The 15,853-nt window shown below is 62.4% G+C and carries 13 protein-coding genes; 7 read left to right on the top strand and 6 right to left on the bottom strand.

Annotated elements, in window-relative coordinates; all coding sequences use genetic code 11:
• The first annotated feature begins 111 nt into the window (after positions 1-111).
• The 3 genes from ACRANW_RS14635 (at position 112) to tilS (ending at position 3,097) form a co-directional block, all read left to right on the top strand.
• Complete coding sequence (locus ACRANW_RS14635) at positions 112-975, top strand: helix-turn-helix domain-containing protein (RefSeq protein WP_479432483.1); 864 nt, start codon at positions 112-114, stop codon at positions 973-975.
• Positions 976-1,133: 158 nt separating this feature from the next.
• Positions 1,134-2,102 carry a tetratricopeptide repeat protein gene (locus ACRANW_RS14630; RefSeq protein WP_479432482.1) on the top strand — a complete coding sequence of 323 codons (969 nt, stop codon included), beginning with the start codon at positions 1,134-1,136 and terminating at the stop codon, positions 2,100-2,102.
• Positions 2,093-3,097: a tRNA lysidine(34) synthetase TilS gene (tilS, locus tag ACRANW_RS14625; RefSeq protein WP_479432481.1), complete on the top strand. Its 1,005-nt coding sequence runs from the start codon at positions 2,093-2,095 to the stop codon at positions 3,095-3,097. Before ACRANW_RS14630 ends, tilS begins: the two co-directional genes overlap by 10 nt.
• Before the next feature lie 7 nt (positions 3,098-3,104).
• Here tilS and ACRANW_RS14620 read toward each other — a convergent pair whose 3' ends face one another.
• Positions 3,105-3,944, bottom strand: coding sequence for a L,D-transpeptidase family protein (locus ACRANW_RS14620; protein WP_479432480.1), 840 nt, complete (start codon positions 3,942-3,944; stop codon positions 3,105-3,107).
• 84 nt (positions 3,945-4,028) lie between these two features.
• Positions 4,029-5,429 carry a 30S ribosomal protein S12 methylthiotransferase RimO gene (gene rimO / locus ACRANW_RS14615; RefSeq protein WP_479432479.1) on the bottom strand — a complete coding sequence of 467 codons (1,401 nt, stop codon included), beginning with the start codon at positions 5,427-5,429 and terminating at the stop codon, positions 4,029-4,031.
• A gap of 70 nt (positions 5,430-5,499) precedes the next feature.
• Here rimO and ACRANW_RS14610 point away from each other — a divergent pair, with 70 nt between their 5' ends.
• Positions 5,500-5,901 (top strand): DUF1761 domain-containing protein, encoded by a 402-nt coding sequence (locus tag ACRANW_RS14610; RefSeq protein ID WP_479432478.1) that lies wholly within the window; start codon positions 5,500-5,502, stop codon positions 5,899-5,901.
• Here the strand turns inward: ACRANW_RS14610 and ACRANW_RS14605 are convergent.
• The 4 genes from ACRANW_RS14605 to ACRANW_RS14590 form a co-directional block, all read right to left on the bottom strand.
• Positions 5,891-6,970, bottom strand: a complete 1,080-nt coding sequence (locus ACRANW_RS14605; RefSeq protein WP_479432477.1) for a potassium channel family protein — start codon at positions 6,968-6,970, stop codon at positions 5,891-5,893. The two genes, ACRANW_RS14610 and ACRANW_RS14605, sit on opposite strands and share 11 nt — an antisense overlap.
• A gap of 11 nt (positions 6,971-6,981) precedes the next feature.
• A complete protein-coding gene (surE, locus tag ACRANW_RS14600) occupies positions 6,982-7,746 on the bottom strand; it encodes a 5'/3'-nucleotidase SurE (RefSeq protein WP_479432476.1) in 765 nt (254 codons plus the stop codon).
• A gap of 113 nt (positions 7,747-7,859) precedes the next feature.
• Positions 7,860-9,137, bottom strand: coding sequence for a serine--tRNA ligase (gene serS / locus ACRANW_RS14595; RefSeq protein ID WP_479432475.1), 1,278 nt, complete (start codon positions 9,135-9,137; stop codon positions 7,860-7,862).
• 98 nt (positions 9,138-9,235) lie between these two features.
• Positions 9,236-11,569, bottom strand: a complete 2,334-nt coding sequence (locus tag ACRANW_RS14590; RefSeq protein ID WP_479432474.1) for a TonB-dependent receptor — start codon at positions 11,567-11,569, stop codon at positions 9,236-9,238.
• A gap of 117 nt (positions 11,570-11,686) precedes the next feature.
• Here ACRANW_RS14590 and ACRANW_RS14585 point away from each other — a divergent pair, with 117 nt between their 5' ends.
• From ACRANW_RS14585 to ACRANW_RS14575, 3 genes are all read left to right on the top strand, one after another.
• On the top strand, positions 11,687-12,328 hold the full coding sequence (locus ACRANW_RS14585) for a TetR/AcrR family transcriptional regulator (RefSeq protein ID WP_479432473.1): 642 nt from the start codon (positions 11,687-11,689) through the stop codon (positions 12,326-12,328).
• Between the two features lie 135 nt (positions 12,329-12,463).
• The gene (locus ACRANW_RS14580) at positions 12,464-14,716 is read left to right on the top strand and encodes a TonB-dependent hemoglobin/transferrin/lactoferrin family receptor (protein ID WP_479432472.1); all 2,253 of its coding nucleotides are present in this window, start codon (positions 12,464-12,466) and stop codon (positions 14,714-14,716) included.
• 16 nt (positions 14,717-14,732) lie between these two features.
• Positions 14,733-15,749, top strand: coding sequence for a DUF6607 family protein (locus ACRANW_RS14575; protein ID WP_479432471.1), 1,017 nt, complete (start codon positions 14,733-14,735; stop codon positions 15,747-15,749).
• Positions 15,750-15,853: the final 104 nt, after the last annotated feature.

The raw sequence follows: 15,853 nt of genomic DNA, 5'->3' as shown, positions 1-15,853 counted from the left end.
GTGTTGCCGCGACGCTTGACACAAAGCTTGTCAGCGGGTGAGTCCCGTTCAAGGACAATTCACGCAATTTCACACATCAAAAGCCTCGTACAGAAGGGGCGGACTCGGGTCATGAACAGCGAAGACATCAACGGCGTCGATAACGCGCAGCACACACCTGTTTCCTTGGCGGGCGCAACCTTGCGTGCAGCGCGAGAGGAGCTTCGCTTCGAACTGGCCCATGTCGCCGCAGAGACACGCATTCCAGTGCGCCATCTCGAAGCCATCGAACACGGTGATTTCGAAAGCCTCCCAAGTCGCGCCTACGCGATCGGGTTTTCGCGCACGTTTGCCAAGGTGGTTGGCCTTGATCCGGCCGAGATTACCGATGCGGTGCGGGCCGAACTTGCTGACGGGTCGATGCGTCGCTCTGCACCGTCTTTGGCGATGGAGCCGGGCGATCCGGCGCGTCTTCCTTCTGCGGGCTTAGCCTGGGCGGCGGCGGCGGCGGTGCTGGTGCTTGGCGTGGGTACCTATGCCTTTTACAACGCCTATTTTGGCGCCGGGACAGAGCCGGGAGCCTTGAATGTGCCCGCACCTGTGGCCAGCAATGCGTCGGATGCAGCAGAGCCGGAGGCTGCGCCTTCCCCGGTCGTTAAGGGGCCGGTGGTGCTGACAGCACTGGAGGAGGGCATCTGGGTGCGGTTGTATGAAGACGGCGGAGAGCGCCTGTTTGAGCGCACGCTGGCGCTGGGCGAAACCGTGACAGTTCCTGCGACCGCAAGCGATCCGCGCATCAACACCGGACGTCCCGATGCGCTTTCGATAACGGTCGGCGGACAGCCTGTCGCCAAGATTTCGGATCGGGCCCAAACGATTTCGGGTGTACGTGTTTCAGCGTCCGCGCTGATAGCGCGGGCGGCAGCTTCGATCGATCAAACCGCCGCAGCGCCGCCCGAACCAGCTGCGAATGCGGCTACTGCCGGGCGCAGTTAACCTTTTTTCCGTTGATTAGGTCCTTTGCCCCACTCGACTTGGGTGCTGGCACAAGGCAGGAATTTGACACACGTTCACGTGGCCGCATTACGATCTGCGGTCATAGTTTGGGAGCTACACGCGCCATGATCCCCGTTTTGCGAAATCCCGCCTTGAAAATGCGGCCGCTACGTCTGGCTGGTGCCATGTTGATGGGCGCAGGTGTCGCTACGCTGATTGTAGCGCCTGTCCCCGCAGCCGCGCAGGACAGTTCTTCAGAAGCGCGCATCCGCAAAGTCGAAGCAGAAATTCGGGCCTTGCAGCGCAAGGTGTTTCCCGGCGGCGACGGACGCTTCTTCGAACCGCAGATCGCGCCGGACACGGCCGCGCAGCCGGTTACCATCCAGCCGGGCGCGCCAGCGACGACCGCCGTCACCGACATCCTCGTCCGCCTCGACGCGCTTGAAACGCAGCTGCGCGCGCTGACTGCGCGGTCGGAAGAGCAGACGAATGCGCTCTCGCAGATGGATATGAGGCTGACAGCGCTGGAGACGGCAGCCAATGCGCCGCTGACCGCACCGTCGGCAAATTTGCTTCCGTCGCAATCCGCCGCAACGATGCCCGCGCCCAGCACCGCAACGCCAGTTGTGCGGCAGCCGGCCCAGAGCGCGCCTTCGCCCACACCTACACAATTCGTTGCGGCGCCGAGCGCAACGCGTCTCGCCGCAGTTCAGGCCATCGCCAAGCCGCAGACCGCCGATGCAGGGGATGACGAATATTCGTATGGTTTCCGCCTGTGGAACGCCGGGTTTTTCCCTGAAGCACGCCAGCAGCTCACGCGCTTTGTCGAACAATATCCCAACCATGCGCGCATCAGCTTTGGCCGCAACCTGCTGGGCCGCGCCTTTCTTGATGACAATATGCCCGACGAAGCGGCGCGTTGGTTTTTGAAGAACTACCAGGCCAACAAGGCAGGCGACCGCGCATCAGATAGTCTGTTGTATCTGGGGGCATCGATGATCGCACTGAAGGACACGCGCAAGGCTTGCATCGCGCTCGCGGAGTTTGCTGAAACCTATCCGCTGGTTGCCACCGGAAGGCTGGCCGACGAATATCGCGTCAATCTCGCCAAGGTGAGATGCAACTGACCCAAGACCCGGCTGCGCGCTTTGCCGCTGATCTGGCGGCTTTGTGGCCTGAAGATGCACGCGATGGGCTACTGGGTTTGGCGGTGTCCGGCGGGCCAGATAGTCTGGCGCTATTGCTGCTCGCCCATGATGCCATGCCGGGCAGCATCGCAGTGTGCAGCATTGATCATGGCCTGCGCGCCGAAGCGGCAGGCGAGGTTGCGCTAGTCGAACGGATCGCAGGCGAACGCGGTATTCCTTTTACGCCGCTGACTGTGACGGTCGCGCCCGGCAATGTGCAGGCGCGGGCGCGCGAGGCGCGCTATGCGGCACTGGCGCAATGGGCGCAGGACCACCAGTTGGGCGCAGTCGCGACCGCGCACCACGCCGATGATCAGGCTGAGACACTGCTGATGCGGCTTAACCGGGGCAGCGGGTTGGCCGGATTGGCTGGCGTTCGCGCCAGCACACGGATCGAAGGGAGCGAGGTCACGCTGCTGCGCCCGCTGCTGGGGTGGCGCAAGGCCGAACTGGCGGCGGCGGTGACTGCGTCCAGCATTACGCCGGCCGAAGATCCCGCCAACACCAACCCCGCCTTCGACCGTGCCCGGCTGCGCGGCGCTCTGGCCAAGGCTGACTGGCTCGATCCCGTCGCGCTGGCGACCAGCGCGGCACATCTGGCTGAGGCGTGGCAGGCGCTCGATTGGTATGCCGAGGTGGACTGGCATGAAATGGTGATGCGCGATCAAGCGGAGCCAGACGGGCCGATCTATACTTACTGCGCCAACGTTCCCCGGGTGATCGCGATCGAGACGATCCTTAGGATTATCGCCGCCTTGGGTGGTCACGCCAGCCGTGGCGAGGCCGGACGGATGTGGGACCGGCTATGGGCGGGCAAAAACGCTTCCTTGGGCGGCGTCTTGGCGCAAGCTGGGGTTGAGCGGGTTGAGAAAGTCGGGGTGATGATGCGGGTCTGGCGCTTTCGCCCGGAGCCGGCGCGGGGATCGCTCAACTAGCCTGCGATCACAACACCTTGTCGCCAACGCCGATCATCTTGCCCCGCGTGATGATTACCCTATCCCCGCGCTTGGCGGCGGCGAATAGCTTGGCAGCGAAATCATCGGGCACGCCGATACAGCCATGGCTTGCATAGCCGTTCATCACGGGCGAACCATGGATTGCAATCCCGTCCCAGGTCAGCCGCAGCGTGTGGGGCATGGGAGCGTTGTTATACTTCTCGGAGACATTGTCCTTCTCCTTCGTCAGAATCGGGAAGTTGCCGAGCGGGGTGGGGTGGGCCTGTGTGCCCAGCAGCGCCACGGCTGTCCCGATTTCGTGACCATCGCGAAAGGCGCTGATCACGCGCGCTTCGAGATCCACCGTGATCACCAGCTTGCCTGCTTTGGGCGCGGCGCTTTCGTCCCAAAACCAGTCACCATAACGGATGGCACCTTCGACCGGCAGGATCGACCTGATGACGAAGGGATCATTGCTGGTCAGCGCCGCCGGGGTTGAGGCGGGAGTTGGTGCGGCGGCAGCCACTGGAAGCGGTTGAACCACCTCGCTTGCGATCATCCGCACTGCCGGGCCACGCGGAGCTGCGGGCTCGACATCCGTATCCAGCACGGGTGCGGGAGCCAGTTGGGGCGCATCCGCACTGACCAGGGGGGGCAGACCGGCATAGACTGCCACCGCATCGTCGCCGAAGGTCACTTCGGTGTCGGGATCGACCCGCTCAAATGCGCCGGTTGCTTCGGCTGCAACCGCCTCCGCCGCGTCGGCGGCGTTGGCTGCATTGGACTGCGCAGCCGCCGCATAGGGCAGGGTGTAAAGGGCAAGGCTAAGTGCAAGAGTGCGGATCATGAACGCCGTTATGCCGCGTTAGCCGAATTCTTGCCAGTGATTAACCATTGTGCGTCCCTAGGGGGGACGGCGATGGCGCGGGGATTAACGCGCAATCACACCGTACAGGTCATGCGCGTCGGCATCTTCGATGGTGGCTTTAACAATGTCTCCAGGCGCAAGCGTGTTGGGCACATTTCGCAGATAGACCGCACCGTCGATCTCCGGCGCGTCAGCCTGACTGCGTCCTGTTGCGCCGATATCGCCATCTTCGTCCGCTTCGCCGACCTCGTCGATGATGACCGGAAGCGTCCGGCCTACCTTGGCAGCAAGCTTGGCAGCACTGATGCGCTCGGTCACTTCCATGATCCGGGCGTAGCGTTCTTCCTTCAGGCCGTCCGGCACCTGATCGGGCAAGGCGTTGGCTGCCGCGCCTTCGACAGGTTCGAACCGGAACGCGCCGACGCGGTCGAGCTGGGCTTCCTCCAGCCAATCGAGCAGGTAACGGAAGTCCTCTTCCGTCTCGCCCGGAAAGCCGACTACGAAGGAACTGCGGATCGCGATATCGGGACAGATCGCACGCCATGATTTCAGCCGCTCGAGCACCTTGGCCTCGTTGGCGGGACGCTTCATCAGCTTCAGCACCTTGGGCGACGCGTGCTGGAACGGGATGTCGAGATAGGGGGTCAGCAGGCCATCGGCCATCAGCGGGATAACCTGATCGACATGAGGGTAGGGATAGACATAGTGTAGCCGCACCCACGGCGTCTGGCCACCTGGCGTGCGCAAGGCCCCCAATTCACGCGCCAGATCGGTCATGTGCGCGCGCACCTCGCGGCCCTTCCACACACGGCTCTCGTGGCGGATGTCCACGCCATAAGCGCTGGTATCCTGCGAGATAATAAGGAGTTCCTTCGTCCCCGCGGCCACCAGCTTTTCTGCTTCGCGCAAGCAAGCATCTATCCGGCGACTGGCGAGTTTGCCGCGCAAATCCGGGATGATGCAGAAGGCGCAGGAATGGTTGCAGCCTTCGGAAATCTTGAGGTAGCTGTAATGGCGCGGAGTGAGTTTGATATCGGCCAGATCGCCCATTTGCGGGATCAGGTCGATGAACGGGCCCTGTGATGGCGGTGCATGGGTGTGCACCGCTTCGACCACCTGCTCGTATTGATGTGCGCCCGTCACGGCCAGCAGCTGCGGGTGCGCGGCGCGGATCGCGTCGGCTTCTTCGCCCATGCAGCCGGTCACGATCACGCGGCCGTTTTCGGCGATGGCTTCACCGATCGCGGCGAGGCTTTCTTCCTTGGCGCTGTCGAGGAAGCCGCAGGTGTTCACCAGCACGATGTCCGCGCCGGTATAATCCGCAGCAAAGGCATAGCCATCGGCGCGCAGGCGGGTAAGGATTCGTTCGGAGTCGACCAGCGCCTTGGGACAGCCGAGGCTGACCATGCCGATCTTCTTTTGATCGGGCAAAACGGTGGGAGCGGTGGGGGACGTCGTGTGCATATGCGGCGCGCCCCTACACGAAGGCGCGGCGATGCGCTAGCAGGACGCAAGCGGCGAGGAGAATGTGTCGATGAATGATTTTGCCCTGTGGCCAGTGCTTGCGGGCAGCCTGGCGTTTTTCGCCGTCGGTGCGCTGTGGTACGGCGTGATTTTCGCCATGCCATGGCAGAGAGCGGCCGGGCTTTCCAACACCCAGCTCAAAAGCGGGAACATGGCGCTGATCTTCGCGCTGACATTTGCCTTCGAGATGCTCATCGCCATGGTGCTGTGGCACCTCGTGGCCCGCACCGACCCGCCGCAATTTGTGGTGATGATGATGGCGATAGGATTTGCGATCGGCGTGATGATCCCGGCCATCGGGATCAACTACCTGCATCTTCGCAAGCCCCTTTCGCTGTTCCTGATCGATGCCGGACATTTTTTGGTCGGCATGGCGGCGATGGGCGGCGTGTTCGTGTGGTTCAGAAGCTGACGCCGCGCTCGTCTGGGGCGGTCGGGATGATTTCGACCAGTACGTCGCCGGGCTGGAGTGTCTGGCATTCTTCCTCCCAGAACCCGATGGCGCGTCCATTGCGATAGACCCGCAGGCCTTGGCCACCGGTGCTGAGTTGGCTGATCGACTTGCCGCATTCCGCTTCGGTGACAACCCGCTCCACCAGCTGCACCCGGCCGCCGACGCTGGCGAGGTCTGCGAGATAATCCGCAATATGCGCGCCCTTGACGCTGCCAGCCAAGAGCAGTCCGGTAAAGCGCACCGGATTGATGACATTGTTGGCGCCCGCCTGCCGGGCCAGAGTTTCGTTATCGTCCGCGCGCACCACCACACTGATCGGCACATCGGGCGCAAGGTGGCGCACCGTTAGCACGATCAGGATCGAGGTATCGTCGCGCCCGGCCGAAACGAGCACGCTTTGCGCCTGATCGATCCTGACGGCCTTCAGCGTTTCGTCGCGGGTGGCATCAGCGGCCATCACATTGACGCCCAGCTTCTCGGCATCGATTAGCCGCTCCTCGGACGGGTCGATCACCACGATACAATGCGGATCGACCCCGCGTTCGATCAATTCGCCCACGCTTTGTGAACCGGACACGCCGTAGCCGAGCACCACGACATGATCGGTCAGCCCTTCCTGAATGCGAGCCATGCGCCAATTCTCCCAGCTGCGTTTGAGGACAAAATCATAGGCCGCGCCCACGAAGATAAACAGAACCGCGATCCGTACCGGGGTCACAATCAAGGATTCCACCAGCCGCGCACGGTCCGTTACCGGGGCAATATCGCCAAAGCCGGTGGTGGTGACGCTGATCATGGTGAAATAGACCACGTCGAGAAAACTGATGTCGCCGTCGACATTGTCGACCAGCCCGTCGCGGTCCCACCAGTGGACTGCAATGACAAGGCCAAGGAGCATCAGCGCCACCCCCAGCCGGATGCCAAGATCGCCCCAAACCGGAATCTTCACCTGCCGCCGCAGCGGCTGGAACTGATCGGCCAGCAGCTTTTTGCGCTTGCGCGGGTTGCGTCCGGACGTCCGATTCAAGCCCGGAACCATCAATCGCCGAACCGCTCGGCCAGGATGCCGATGGTTGAATAGTGGGTGAGATCAAGCTGCAGCGGCGTTACCGCGACATAGCCATCCTCGATCGCTTCCAGATCGGTGCCATGGTCGAGGGTATGCTCGATCTGGTCGAGCCCGAACCAGAAATAGCGATACCCACGCGGGTCGCGCCCTTCGATCAGTGTTCCGCGCGAATAGTCGTGGAAGCCTTGCCGCACCACGCGAATGCCTTTTACCGCGTCAGGCGCAAGAGCGGGGAAGTTGACATTGATCAGTGTACGGTCGGCCAGCGGCGCGTCGATCAGCTTTGCCAGCACCTTTGGTCCCCATTCCAGCGCCGCGCCGAAAGGCACTTCGTCGCCCATGCCTTCGCGGGCATAGACCTGGCTGAAGGCGATCGAGCGGATGCCCGCCAACGCGCCCTCGATCGCGGCGGAGACTGTGCCGGAATAGGTGATGTCATCGGCTAGGTTCGCCCCGCGGTTGACGCCGGACAGGATCAGGTCGGGCGCGTCGGGCATGACGGTGCGCAGCGCCATCATCACCGAATCGGTCGGCGTTCCGGTGACGGCAAAGCGCCGCTCGCCATAGGTGTTGAGCCGCACGGGCCGCGTCAGCGTAAGCGAGTGGCCCGCGCCCGACTGCTCCTCGGACGGCGCGCAGATCCAGATATCATCGGAGAACTGGCGGGCGATATCTTCCAGAACCTTGAGGCCTGGGGCGTGGATGCCGTCGTCATTGGTGAGGAGGATTCGCATCAGTCCATCCCCCCCTTTCGTTCATGCTGAGCTTGTCGAAGCACTGTATTTCCTTTGTCTCTTGAGAGGATGAAGAAAGTGCAGCCCTTCGATAAGCTCAGGGCGAACGGAGGCTATTGCGGCGTGATGACTTCAAGCCCGGCCATATAGGGCCGAAGCGCCTCGGGCACGGTGACACTGCCATCGGCGTTCTGATAATTCTCGATTACCGCGACCAACGTGCGCCCCACCGCAAGGCCGGAGCCGTTGAGAGTGTGGACGAACTCGGTGCGCTTTTCGCCTGTAACCCGGTAGCGGGTGTTCATGCGCCGCGCCTGAAAGTCGCCGGTGTTCGAACACGAACTGATCTCGCGGTAAGCGCCTTGGCCAGGCAGCCAGACTTCCAGGTCATAGGTCTTGCGCGCCCCAAAGCCCATGTCGCCAGTGCACAGCAGCAGCTTGCGATAGGGCAGGGCGAGGCGTTCGAGGATGGTTTCGGCGGCGCGGACCATGCGGTCGTGCTCGGCTTCGGAGTCTTCAGACCGCACGATGCTGACCAGCTCGCATTTTTCGAACTGGTGCTGCCGGATGAACCCCCGCGTGTCGCGCCCCGCCGCGCCGGCTTCCGAGCGGAAGCACAAGGTGAGCGCAGTAAGGCGCATGGGGAGCGCGGCTTCGTCGAGCAATTCGCCCATGATGCTGGCGGTGAGGCTGACTTCGCTGGTGGGAATGAGCCAGCGGTCGTCGGTGGTGCGAAAGCTATCTTCAGCGAATTTGGGCAGCTTGTCCGTGCCGTACATCGCCTCGTCTTTGACAAGAACGGGCGGATTACACTCCGCATAGCCATGCTCGCCCGTCTGTACATCCAGCATAAACTGGCCGAGCGCCCTGTGCAGGCGAGCCATCCCGCCGCGCAGGAAAGTGAAGCGCGCACCGGAGAGCCGCGTGCCGGTCTCGAAATCCATGCCCAGCGCAGGGGCGATGTCGGCGTGTTCCTTGGGCGCGAGGTCAAAGTCCCGCAGCGTGCCCCAGCGCGCCACTTCGACGTTGTCCTCCTCGCCCGCGCCGTCGGGCACATCGTCAGCGGGAAGGTTGGGGATGATTTCGAGCATGGCCTTCAACTGGCCAGCCAATTCGTCGGCACGGGCCTCCAGCGCGGGCATTTCGTCTTTCAGTGCCGCGACTTCGGCCTTCAGCGCCTCGGCGGCGGCCTTGTCGCCCTTGCCCATCGCCGCGCCGATCAGCTTGCTGGCTTCGTTGCGGCGGCTTTGCGCGACCTGCACTTGCGTGGTGACAGCGCGGCGCTCTTCGTCGAGCGCGATCAGAGCGGCAGCCTGCTGCGGCAGCCCGCGCCGGGCCAGGCCAGCATCAAACGCCGCGGCATTTTCTCGGATAAAGCGGATATCGTGCATGGGGCCGAGCCTATGCCCGCTCACTCGGCGCAAGGGAAGGGGGAGAAAGGGGCGGCGGCACTATGGGAAAGGCCGCCGCCCCTTGGGAGTGCCAAGCGTCAGAAATTGACCTGTGCAGTCACGAACACGCGGCGCGGATCGCCGTAGAAGCCGGTCAGCGTGCCTTCGCGGCCCAGCGTCGGCACAAACGGAGTCCCCGGCGGGAAGCCGCCTGCGACGAAGTTGTAGCCTGCGACGATATATTCCTTGTCGAACAGGTTCTTGCCGTGGACCCCGATCGAGAACAGTCCGCTGTCCACGGTGTAGACGATGCTGGCGTCGACCAGCACAAAGCCATCCTGATCGAGGAACGGGTTGGGCACTTCAAACTGGCTCGCATCTGACCGCAGTGAGGCGAGGCCGATGAAATCCATCATGCCGCCGCCCACGGGCAGGCCCATGTTGAAGCCCATGTGCGCCGTGATATCGGGCGTGTTCTGAAACACGCGGCTGTCCGCCACGTCGCGCCCGAAATTGTCAATGAAGGTGTTAAACTTGGCATCCAGTACGCCCAGCGACCAGTTGACGCTGAAGCGGCTGCCTGCGCCCGCGAAGTCCGTGCCGACCAGCGCGTTGCCTTCAAACTCGATGCCGTTGACGTCGGCTGATGCGGCGTTGGAGGTGATGCCGATGAAGGCATCATTGGTGCCATCGCCATTGCTGTCGAACCCGACCGATCCGGGAATCTGGACGTTGTCATACTGGCCCAGGAACCCTGCAAGGCTGATGTTCAGGCGATTGTCCAGCAGCGAGGCCTTCCAGCCCAGTTCGAAGCTGTCGACCGTTTCGGGCTCGAAGCTCATGAAATCGAACACTTCGTCGGCGGTGCAGGTTCCGCCGGTGGGGTTGCGGCACGCGGTGGTCAGTCCGCGGGGGTCAAACCCGCCGCCCTTGAACCCCTGCGAATAGGTGAAATACAGGTTGTGGTCGCGGTTGGGCTGCCAGCTGATCGAGGCGCGGGGATTGAAATCCTTGAAGGTCGCGCTGCCGTTGAAATTGCTGGTCACGGCCAGTGGAACGCCAGCCCCGCCAAAAATGTCGGAATAGCCGCCGATGAAGGTGGTGCGCAGCACACGGCTGGTCCGCTTGTCGTTGGTGTAACGCCCACCGACAGAAACAGCGATGGTATCGGTAAGATCATAAGTGAAGTCCCCGAAGACCGACCATGTCTTGGTGTTGACGTCTCCCAGCGTCTGGGCGTTCAGCCCCGCCACTGTAGTGAACAATGCCACGTCGAAGGCCGTGAAGGCGTTGGCATCAAGGTAATAGAAGCCGAATACGCCCGAAAGTCGGTCGCCTTCGTAAAGCAGCTGAAATTCCTGGCTGAGCTGATCGTTTTCGTAGATCGCGGGAACGTCGAGATCGACGGCCGGAAGGCTGTCAAAATCGATTGGCGAGGTTGACGCATCCTCGCGGTAGCCGGTGATCGACTTGAAGGTCAGCGTGTCCGAAAGCTCGATGGCGACATTCAAGGCGCCGCCATAGGCTTCGACCTCCTGATCGACGATATTGAGCCCTGCGCGGGTGTCGAACACATTGTCGAGCACCGGGGCGCCGCTGACGAGGCTGGTGATGAAGCGGTGGCCCTGGCGCGCTTCGGAATCGTCCTTCACGTAATCGCCCGACAGACGGACAAACACCGGACCATTGTCAAATTCGATGGTGCCGCGCGCGGCCCATACGTCCTTGTTGTAGTTCTCAGTGCCTAGCGTCAGATTATCGCCAAAACCGCCGCGTGAAAGCCGCGCGCCGCTGGCGCCGATCTTGAGGTTGTCAGTGATCGGAGTGGATGCGGTGACGATCAGATCGGCCTGATCGTAGGAGCCATAGGTGCCGCGGATCTTGACGCTGGTTTCGTCCGGCAGCTCGGCCGTCACATACTTGATCGCGCCGCCAATCGTGTTGCGGCCATAAAGCGTGCCCTGCGGCCCGCGCAGCACTTCGATCCGCTCGACATCATAGACATCGAGCACGGCGGCTTGCGGACGGTTGAGATAGACATCGTCAACATACAGCCCGACGCCCGCTTCAAAGCCTGCGACCGGATCCTGTTGGCCAACGCCGCGGATAAAGGCGGAGAGGGTGGTGTTGGTGCCACGGCTGACTTCGAGCGTGATGTTGGGAATCTGCTGCGCAATCTGCGTGAGATCCTGGATGCCCTGCTTGACCAAAGCCTCGCCCGAAAGAGCGGTGACCGAAAGCGGCACGTCAATCAGGCGTTCCTCGCGGCGGCGGGCCGTGACGAAGATGACGTTCTCGTCGGCTTGGGCGGTAGCAGCGGCCTCGTCGGCTGCGTCTGGGGCGCTGTCCTGCGCGGCCAACGGTGTAGCAAAGGTGGCGAGTCCAGCGCATCCGGCAAGCAGCACGGCGCGCGTGCAAAGCGAAGTGTTCATCGGGTATCCCTCTCCTGTTTTTATGAACGGGATAATATTGAAAGTTGAACCACCTTTCAAGTTCAGTCTTGTATGGCTATCATGAGCCGCCTACCGAAAGCGTGGAGGGAGTAGCAGATGGGCAACACTCGAGGGAGTGCCACGCAACGCGCAGAAGCGGCCTGCGGTGAGACGAAGGTGCCGCGCACCGAGCGGGGACGGCGCACGTTGCGCAAGCTGCTCGACGCGGCGGCCGAGGAGTTTGGTGAAAAGGGATTTCACGAAGCTTCGGTCAGCTCGATCACGCGGCGCGCTGGCGTGGCGCTGGGCAGCTTTTACACCTATTTCGACAGCAAGGACGCGTTGTTCCGCGCGCTGGTCGCAGACATGAGCGAAAAGGTGCGCACCAGCGCACGATCAGCGCTGACTGACGGGATGAGCGCACTCGAAATTGAGCGAGCGGCGCTAACAGCCTTCCTGCGCTTCGCGGCTGAACACAAAGAAGTCTACCGGATCATCGACGAGGCAGAATTCGTCGATCCGGCCAGCTACCGCACGCATTACGAAACCATCGCTGCACGAATCGCGGACCGCCTGCGCGCTGGGGCTGCGCAAGGCGAGTTTCGCGAGGGCTTGGGCGAGATCGAAGCTTGGGCCCTGATGGGTATGAATGTGTTCGTGGGGCTGCGTTACGCGGTGTGGGGCGGCGAGGAGGTGGCGCCGGAAGACTTGGCGGCCGGGATCAATCGTTTGCTTGCCGAGGGGGTAATGAAGCGCTGAAGGGCGAGCAAGAGATGGCTTATCCATGCGATTATGAATTGCGAACGATTATTATTTGCAATCCTTATTGACTCTCATTCGCAATAAGCACATCAGGCTGGCGTTCCATACGATCACCAGCAGGAAGCGCCACGCGTGTACGTCATCACCCAACTTACCCTTTCCACTGCCGCTCTCGCTTTGCTCGCCTTTCCGGCCGCAGCGGCGAGTTTATCCGCCGAATCCGAGATTGAGGCCCAGCAGCAGACCAGCCGGATAACCGTCACTGCGACCCGTACCCCGGTGTTGCAGGAGGAGGCCCCGGCGACAGTCACGGTCATTACAGATCAGGAAATTGCCGATCAGCTCGCTACGGATATCAAGGACCTGGTTCGATTCGAGCCGGGCGTTTCGGTCCGTCGCGCTCCGGCCCGCTTTGGTGCAGCCATCGGGGCGACAGGACGTGCCCGCAACGAAGGTTTCACTGTGCGTGGTATCGGCGGCAACCGTGTCCTGGTGCAGGTCGACGGCATCCGCGCGCCCCAAGGTTTCAGCTTTGGCCCGCAAGACGCGGGGCGAGGTGGTTTTGCCGATGTGAGCCTGGTAAAGCAGGTCGAAATCCTGCGTGGCCCCGCCTCGGCACTTTATGGATCGGACGGGCTGGCAGGCGCGATCAGCTTTGTGACCGCCGATCCGGTCGATTTGATCGCAGGCGCCGGCCTTGGTGGCTTCGTCACTTCCCAGTATTCGAGCGACGACAACGAATTCGCCCAGACCGCGACCCTTGCCGGGCAGACCGGCAACGTGTCAGCGATGCTGGCCTACACTCGGCGCGACTTCAACGAACTTGATAATCAAGGGACGATCGAAGGCTCCGGTCCCGCCCGCACCGCGCCCAATCCACAGGACGGGCACAGCGATGCGGTGCTCGGCAAGCTGGTATGGGATAACGGGCTGCACCGCATCCGGCTGACCGGAGAATACCTCGATAGTGCAGTCGAAACCGAAGTTCTCACGGGGGTGGGCCCGGCTTTCACCTTTGGTCCGAACCCGGTCTGGACCGTTGACGGTCTGAACGCACGCGACACCACTAAACGCGTGCGTGCCTCGGTTGACTGGACGTATGACGGCGCAGCCGAGGACGCGATCGAATATGCCTTTCTTTCAGCCTATTGGCAGAACACCGAAGATCGCCAATTCGCGTTTGAGGAGCGCACCACGCTCACTGCGACCCCTGCGCCCGATCGCGAGCGGCTCAACACCTTTGAAAACCGTGTCTACGGGCTGGCGGGCGAGGCGCGTTCGGGCTTTGACCTTGGCGCGATGCGTCACCGGATTGCCATCGGCGGTGATGTCAGCTGGACCCGCCAGGAAGGTCTGCGCGGCGGCACCGTGCCCGGACGCGGAGAGAGCTTTCCGACCAGCGCCTTTCCGGCAACCGACTTTACCTTGGGCGGACTGTTTGTGGCCGACGAGATTGCCTTGCTGGACGGCGCGCTGACGCTGTTTCCGGCGCTCAGGTTCGATTTCTACGACCTCAACCCGACCGATGATCCGCTGCTGCCGACCTTCACTGCTTCGGGCCAGAGCGACAGCCGCCTTTCTCCCAAATTGGGGGTTACCGTGAAACTTGCGCCGGACGTGATCCTGTTCGGAAATTACGCCCAGGGCTTCCTTGCACCCACGCCGAGCCAGGTGAACAACTTTTTCGAATTCATCGCAGGCGGCTACACCTCGATCCCCAACCCCGATTTGCGTCCCGAGACGAGCGAAAGCTGGGAAGTGGGCGCGCGTTATGTGACCGATGTATTTTCGCTTCAGCTCACCGGCTTTAAGGGCGATTACGACAGCTTCATCAGCCAGCAAGTAGTGGGCGGCAGCTTCACGCCGCAGGACCCGGCGATTTTCCAATTCGTCAATTTTGATGCGGTGGAAATCGAAGGACTGGAAGCCCGCGGCGAGGTGAAGCTGGACAGCGGCTGGAACGCCCGGATCGCGATGGCCTATGCCGATGGAGATGTTATCGCACCGGATGGCGGCCGGACGCCGCTCGACACGATCGACCCTTTCAACATGGTTGCAGGTGTCGGCTACCGCGCGCCTTCAGGGCGGTTTGGGGGCGAACTGATCCTGACTCACAATGCCCGCAAGGGCGCAGACGAGCTGGAGCGTGCAGCTGATGGCAGCGATCTTTTGGTGCGGCCTGCGTCTTCAACCATCCTCGATCTGACGGCGTTTGCCGCCGTGACCGAGCAGCTGAAGCTGCGCGCCGGTCTCTTCAATCTGACCGACGAAACCTATGCCCTGTGGTCCGACGTGCGCGGCCTCAGCGTCAATGATGCCGGCATCGCTGATGCCTTCACCCGCCCCGGCCGCAACCTCAGCGTCTCGGCCAGCTACCGTTTCTAAACCCATGGAGGACACCATGAACCGACTACCCAAGACTTTGACACGCACCCTGTTCGCTTCCGGCTTCGCTGCTCTGGCGCTGGCTGCCGCGCCTGCCCCCGCGCTGGCCGATGGCCCGATTGTCCAGACCGCCGAAGTGGCCAAAGCGGCCTTTGAGGAGGACCGCCAGACCATCCTTGCGATGGCCGGCGATTTCAAAGTCACCTTCGACATGCAGGAATCGACCCCCTGGATGGCAGGCTACACCCCGCTCGATCGCAAGATTTCCGGTGGATACGAAAGCGTGCGCGTGATCGAGGATACCGGCACCCGCATCGTGCTCCAACATCTGCTTGTGACGGGCGACGACGCGAACCCCTATGTCGTCAAACATTGGCGGCAGGATTGGGAATATCAGCCGGAAAAGATCCTCGCCTTCACGGGCGGTGACAGCTGGGAACTGACCGCCGTGCCCGAAAAGATGCGCGCCGGGCGCTGGTCGCAGACCGTCTATCAGGTCGATGACAGCCCGCGCTATGCAGGGTGGGGCGAGTGGGAGACGACACAGGGGATCCGCCGTTGGCGCTCGAACTGGACCGCGCGGCCGCTGGCCCGCCGCGATGCGATCCGCAATCCGGTTTATGATCATTACATGGGCATCAATCGCCACCAGTTGACGCCGACGGGCTGGATCCACTGGCAGGACAACACCAAGATGATCGCGCCCAAGGACGGGGCCGGCGATGCGCAACCCGTCGTGCAGGAATATGTGCTCAACACCTACGAGCGTTTCAATGGCTACAACGTAGCGGCCGCCGAAACCTATTGGGACAAGACCAAGGGTTACTGGGACGCCGTAAGGGCCAAGTGGGATGCGGTTGCCGAAGCGAACGGCGGCATCCGCATTGCACAGGAACCGAGCGCGGGAACGACCATCGCCAGCGAGCTCATGCTGCTTGCCGATGCGATCAAAGACGGCAAACAAACCCCTGAATCCGCCCGTGACACAGCGCTGGCGCTAATTGCGGACACCACCTCGGGCAAGGGCGGCTAGACAGCGCCGTTTGCTATGCCGGCGGGGAGCCATGTCCCACTCCCCGCCGGCCCTCCCCGCCGGCTGCCTTGTGGGGCGCAGGCCCGGACGCTAGAGCGGGACTC

The organism is Erythrobacter sp. 'gip.4 top 5' (assembly GCF_056495765.1).
The sequence above is the reverse complement of the archived record's forward strand: the minus strand, read 5'-3'. Positions and strand labels throughout refer to the sequence as shown.

What these genes read in the sequence shown, in the direction of transcription:
- ACRANW_RS14635 (WP_479432483.1), top strand. Translation starts at nt 112, where the DNA reads ATGAACAGCGAAGACATCAACGGCGTCGATAACGCGCAGCACACACCT.
- ACRANW_RS14630 (WP_479432482.1), top strand. Translation starts at nt 1,134, where the DNA reads ATGCGGCCGCTACGTCTGGCTGGTGCCATGTTGATGGGCGCAGGTGTC.
- tilS (WP_479432481.1), top strand. Translation starts at nt 2,093, where the DNA reads ATGCAACTGACCCAAGACCCGGCTGCGCGCTTTGCCGCTGATCTGGCG.
- ACRANW_RS14620 (WP_479432480.1), bottom strand. Translation starts at nt 3,944, where the DNA reads ATGATCCGCACTCTTGCACTTAGCCTTGCCCTTTACACCCTGCCCTAT.
- rimO (WP_479432479.1), bottom strand. Translation starts at nt 5,429, where the DNA reads ATGCACACGACGTCCCCCACCGCTCCCACCGTTTTGCCCGATCAAAAG.
- ACRANW_RS14610 (WP_479432478.1), top strand. Translation starts at nt 5,500, where the DNA reads ATGAATGATTTTGCCCTGTGGCCAGTGCTTGCGGGCAGCCTGGCGTTT.
- surE (WP_479432476.1), bottom strand. Translation starts at nt 7,746, where the DNA reads ATGCGAATCCTCCTCACCAATGACGACGGCATCCACGCCCCAGGCCTC.
- serS (WP_479432475.1), bottom strand. Translation starts at nt 9,137, where the DNA reads ATGCACGATATCCGCTTTATCCGAGAAAATGCCGCGGCGTTTGATGCT.
- ACRANW_RS14590 (WP_479432474.1), bottom strand. Translation starts at nt 11,569, where the DNA reads ATGAACACTTCGCTTTGCACGCGCGCCGTGCTGCTTGCCGGATGCGCT.
- ACRANW_RS14585 (WP_479432473.1), top strand. Translation starts at nt 11,687, where the DNA reads ATGGGCAACACTCGAGGGAGTGCCACGCAACGCGCAGAAGCGGCCTGC.
- ACRANW_RS14575 (WP_479432471.1), top strand. Translation starts at nt 14,733, where the DNA reads ATGAACCGACTACCCAAGACTTTGACACGCACCCTGTTCGCTTCCGGC.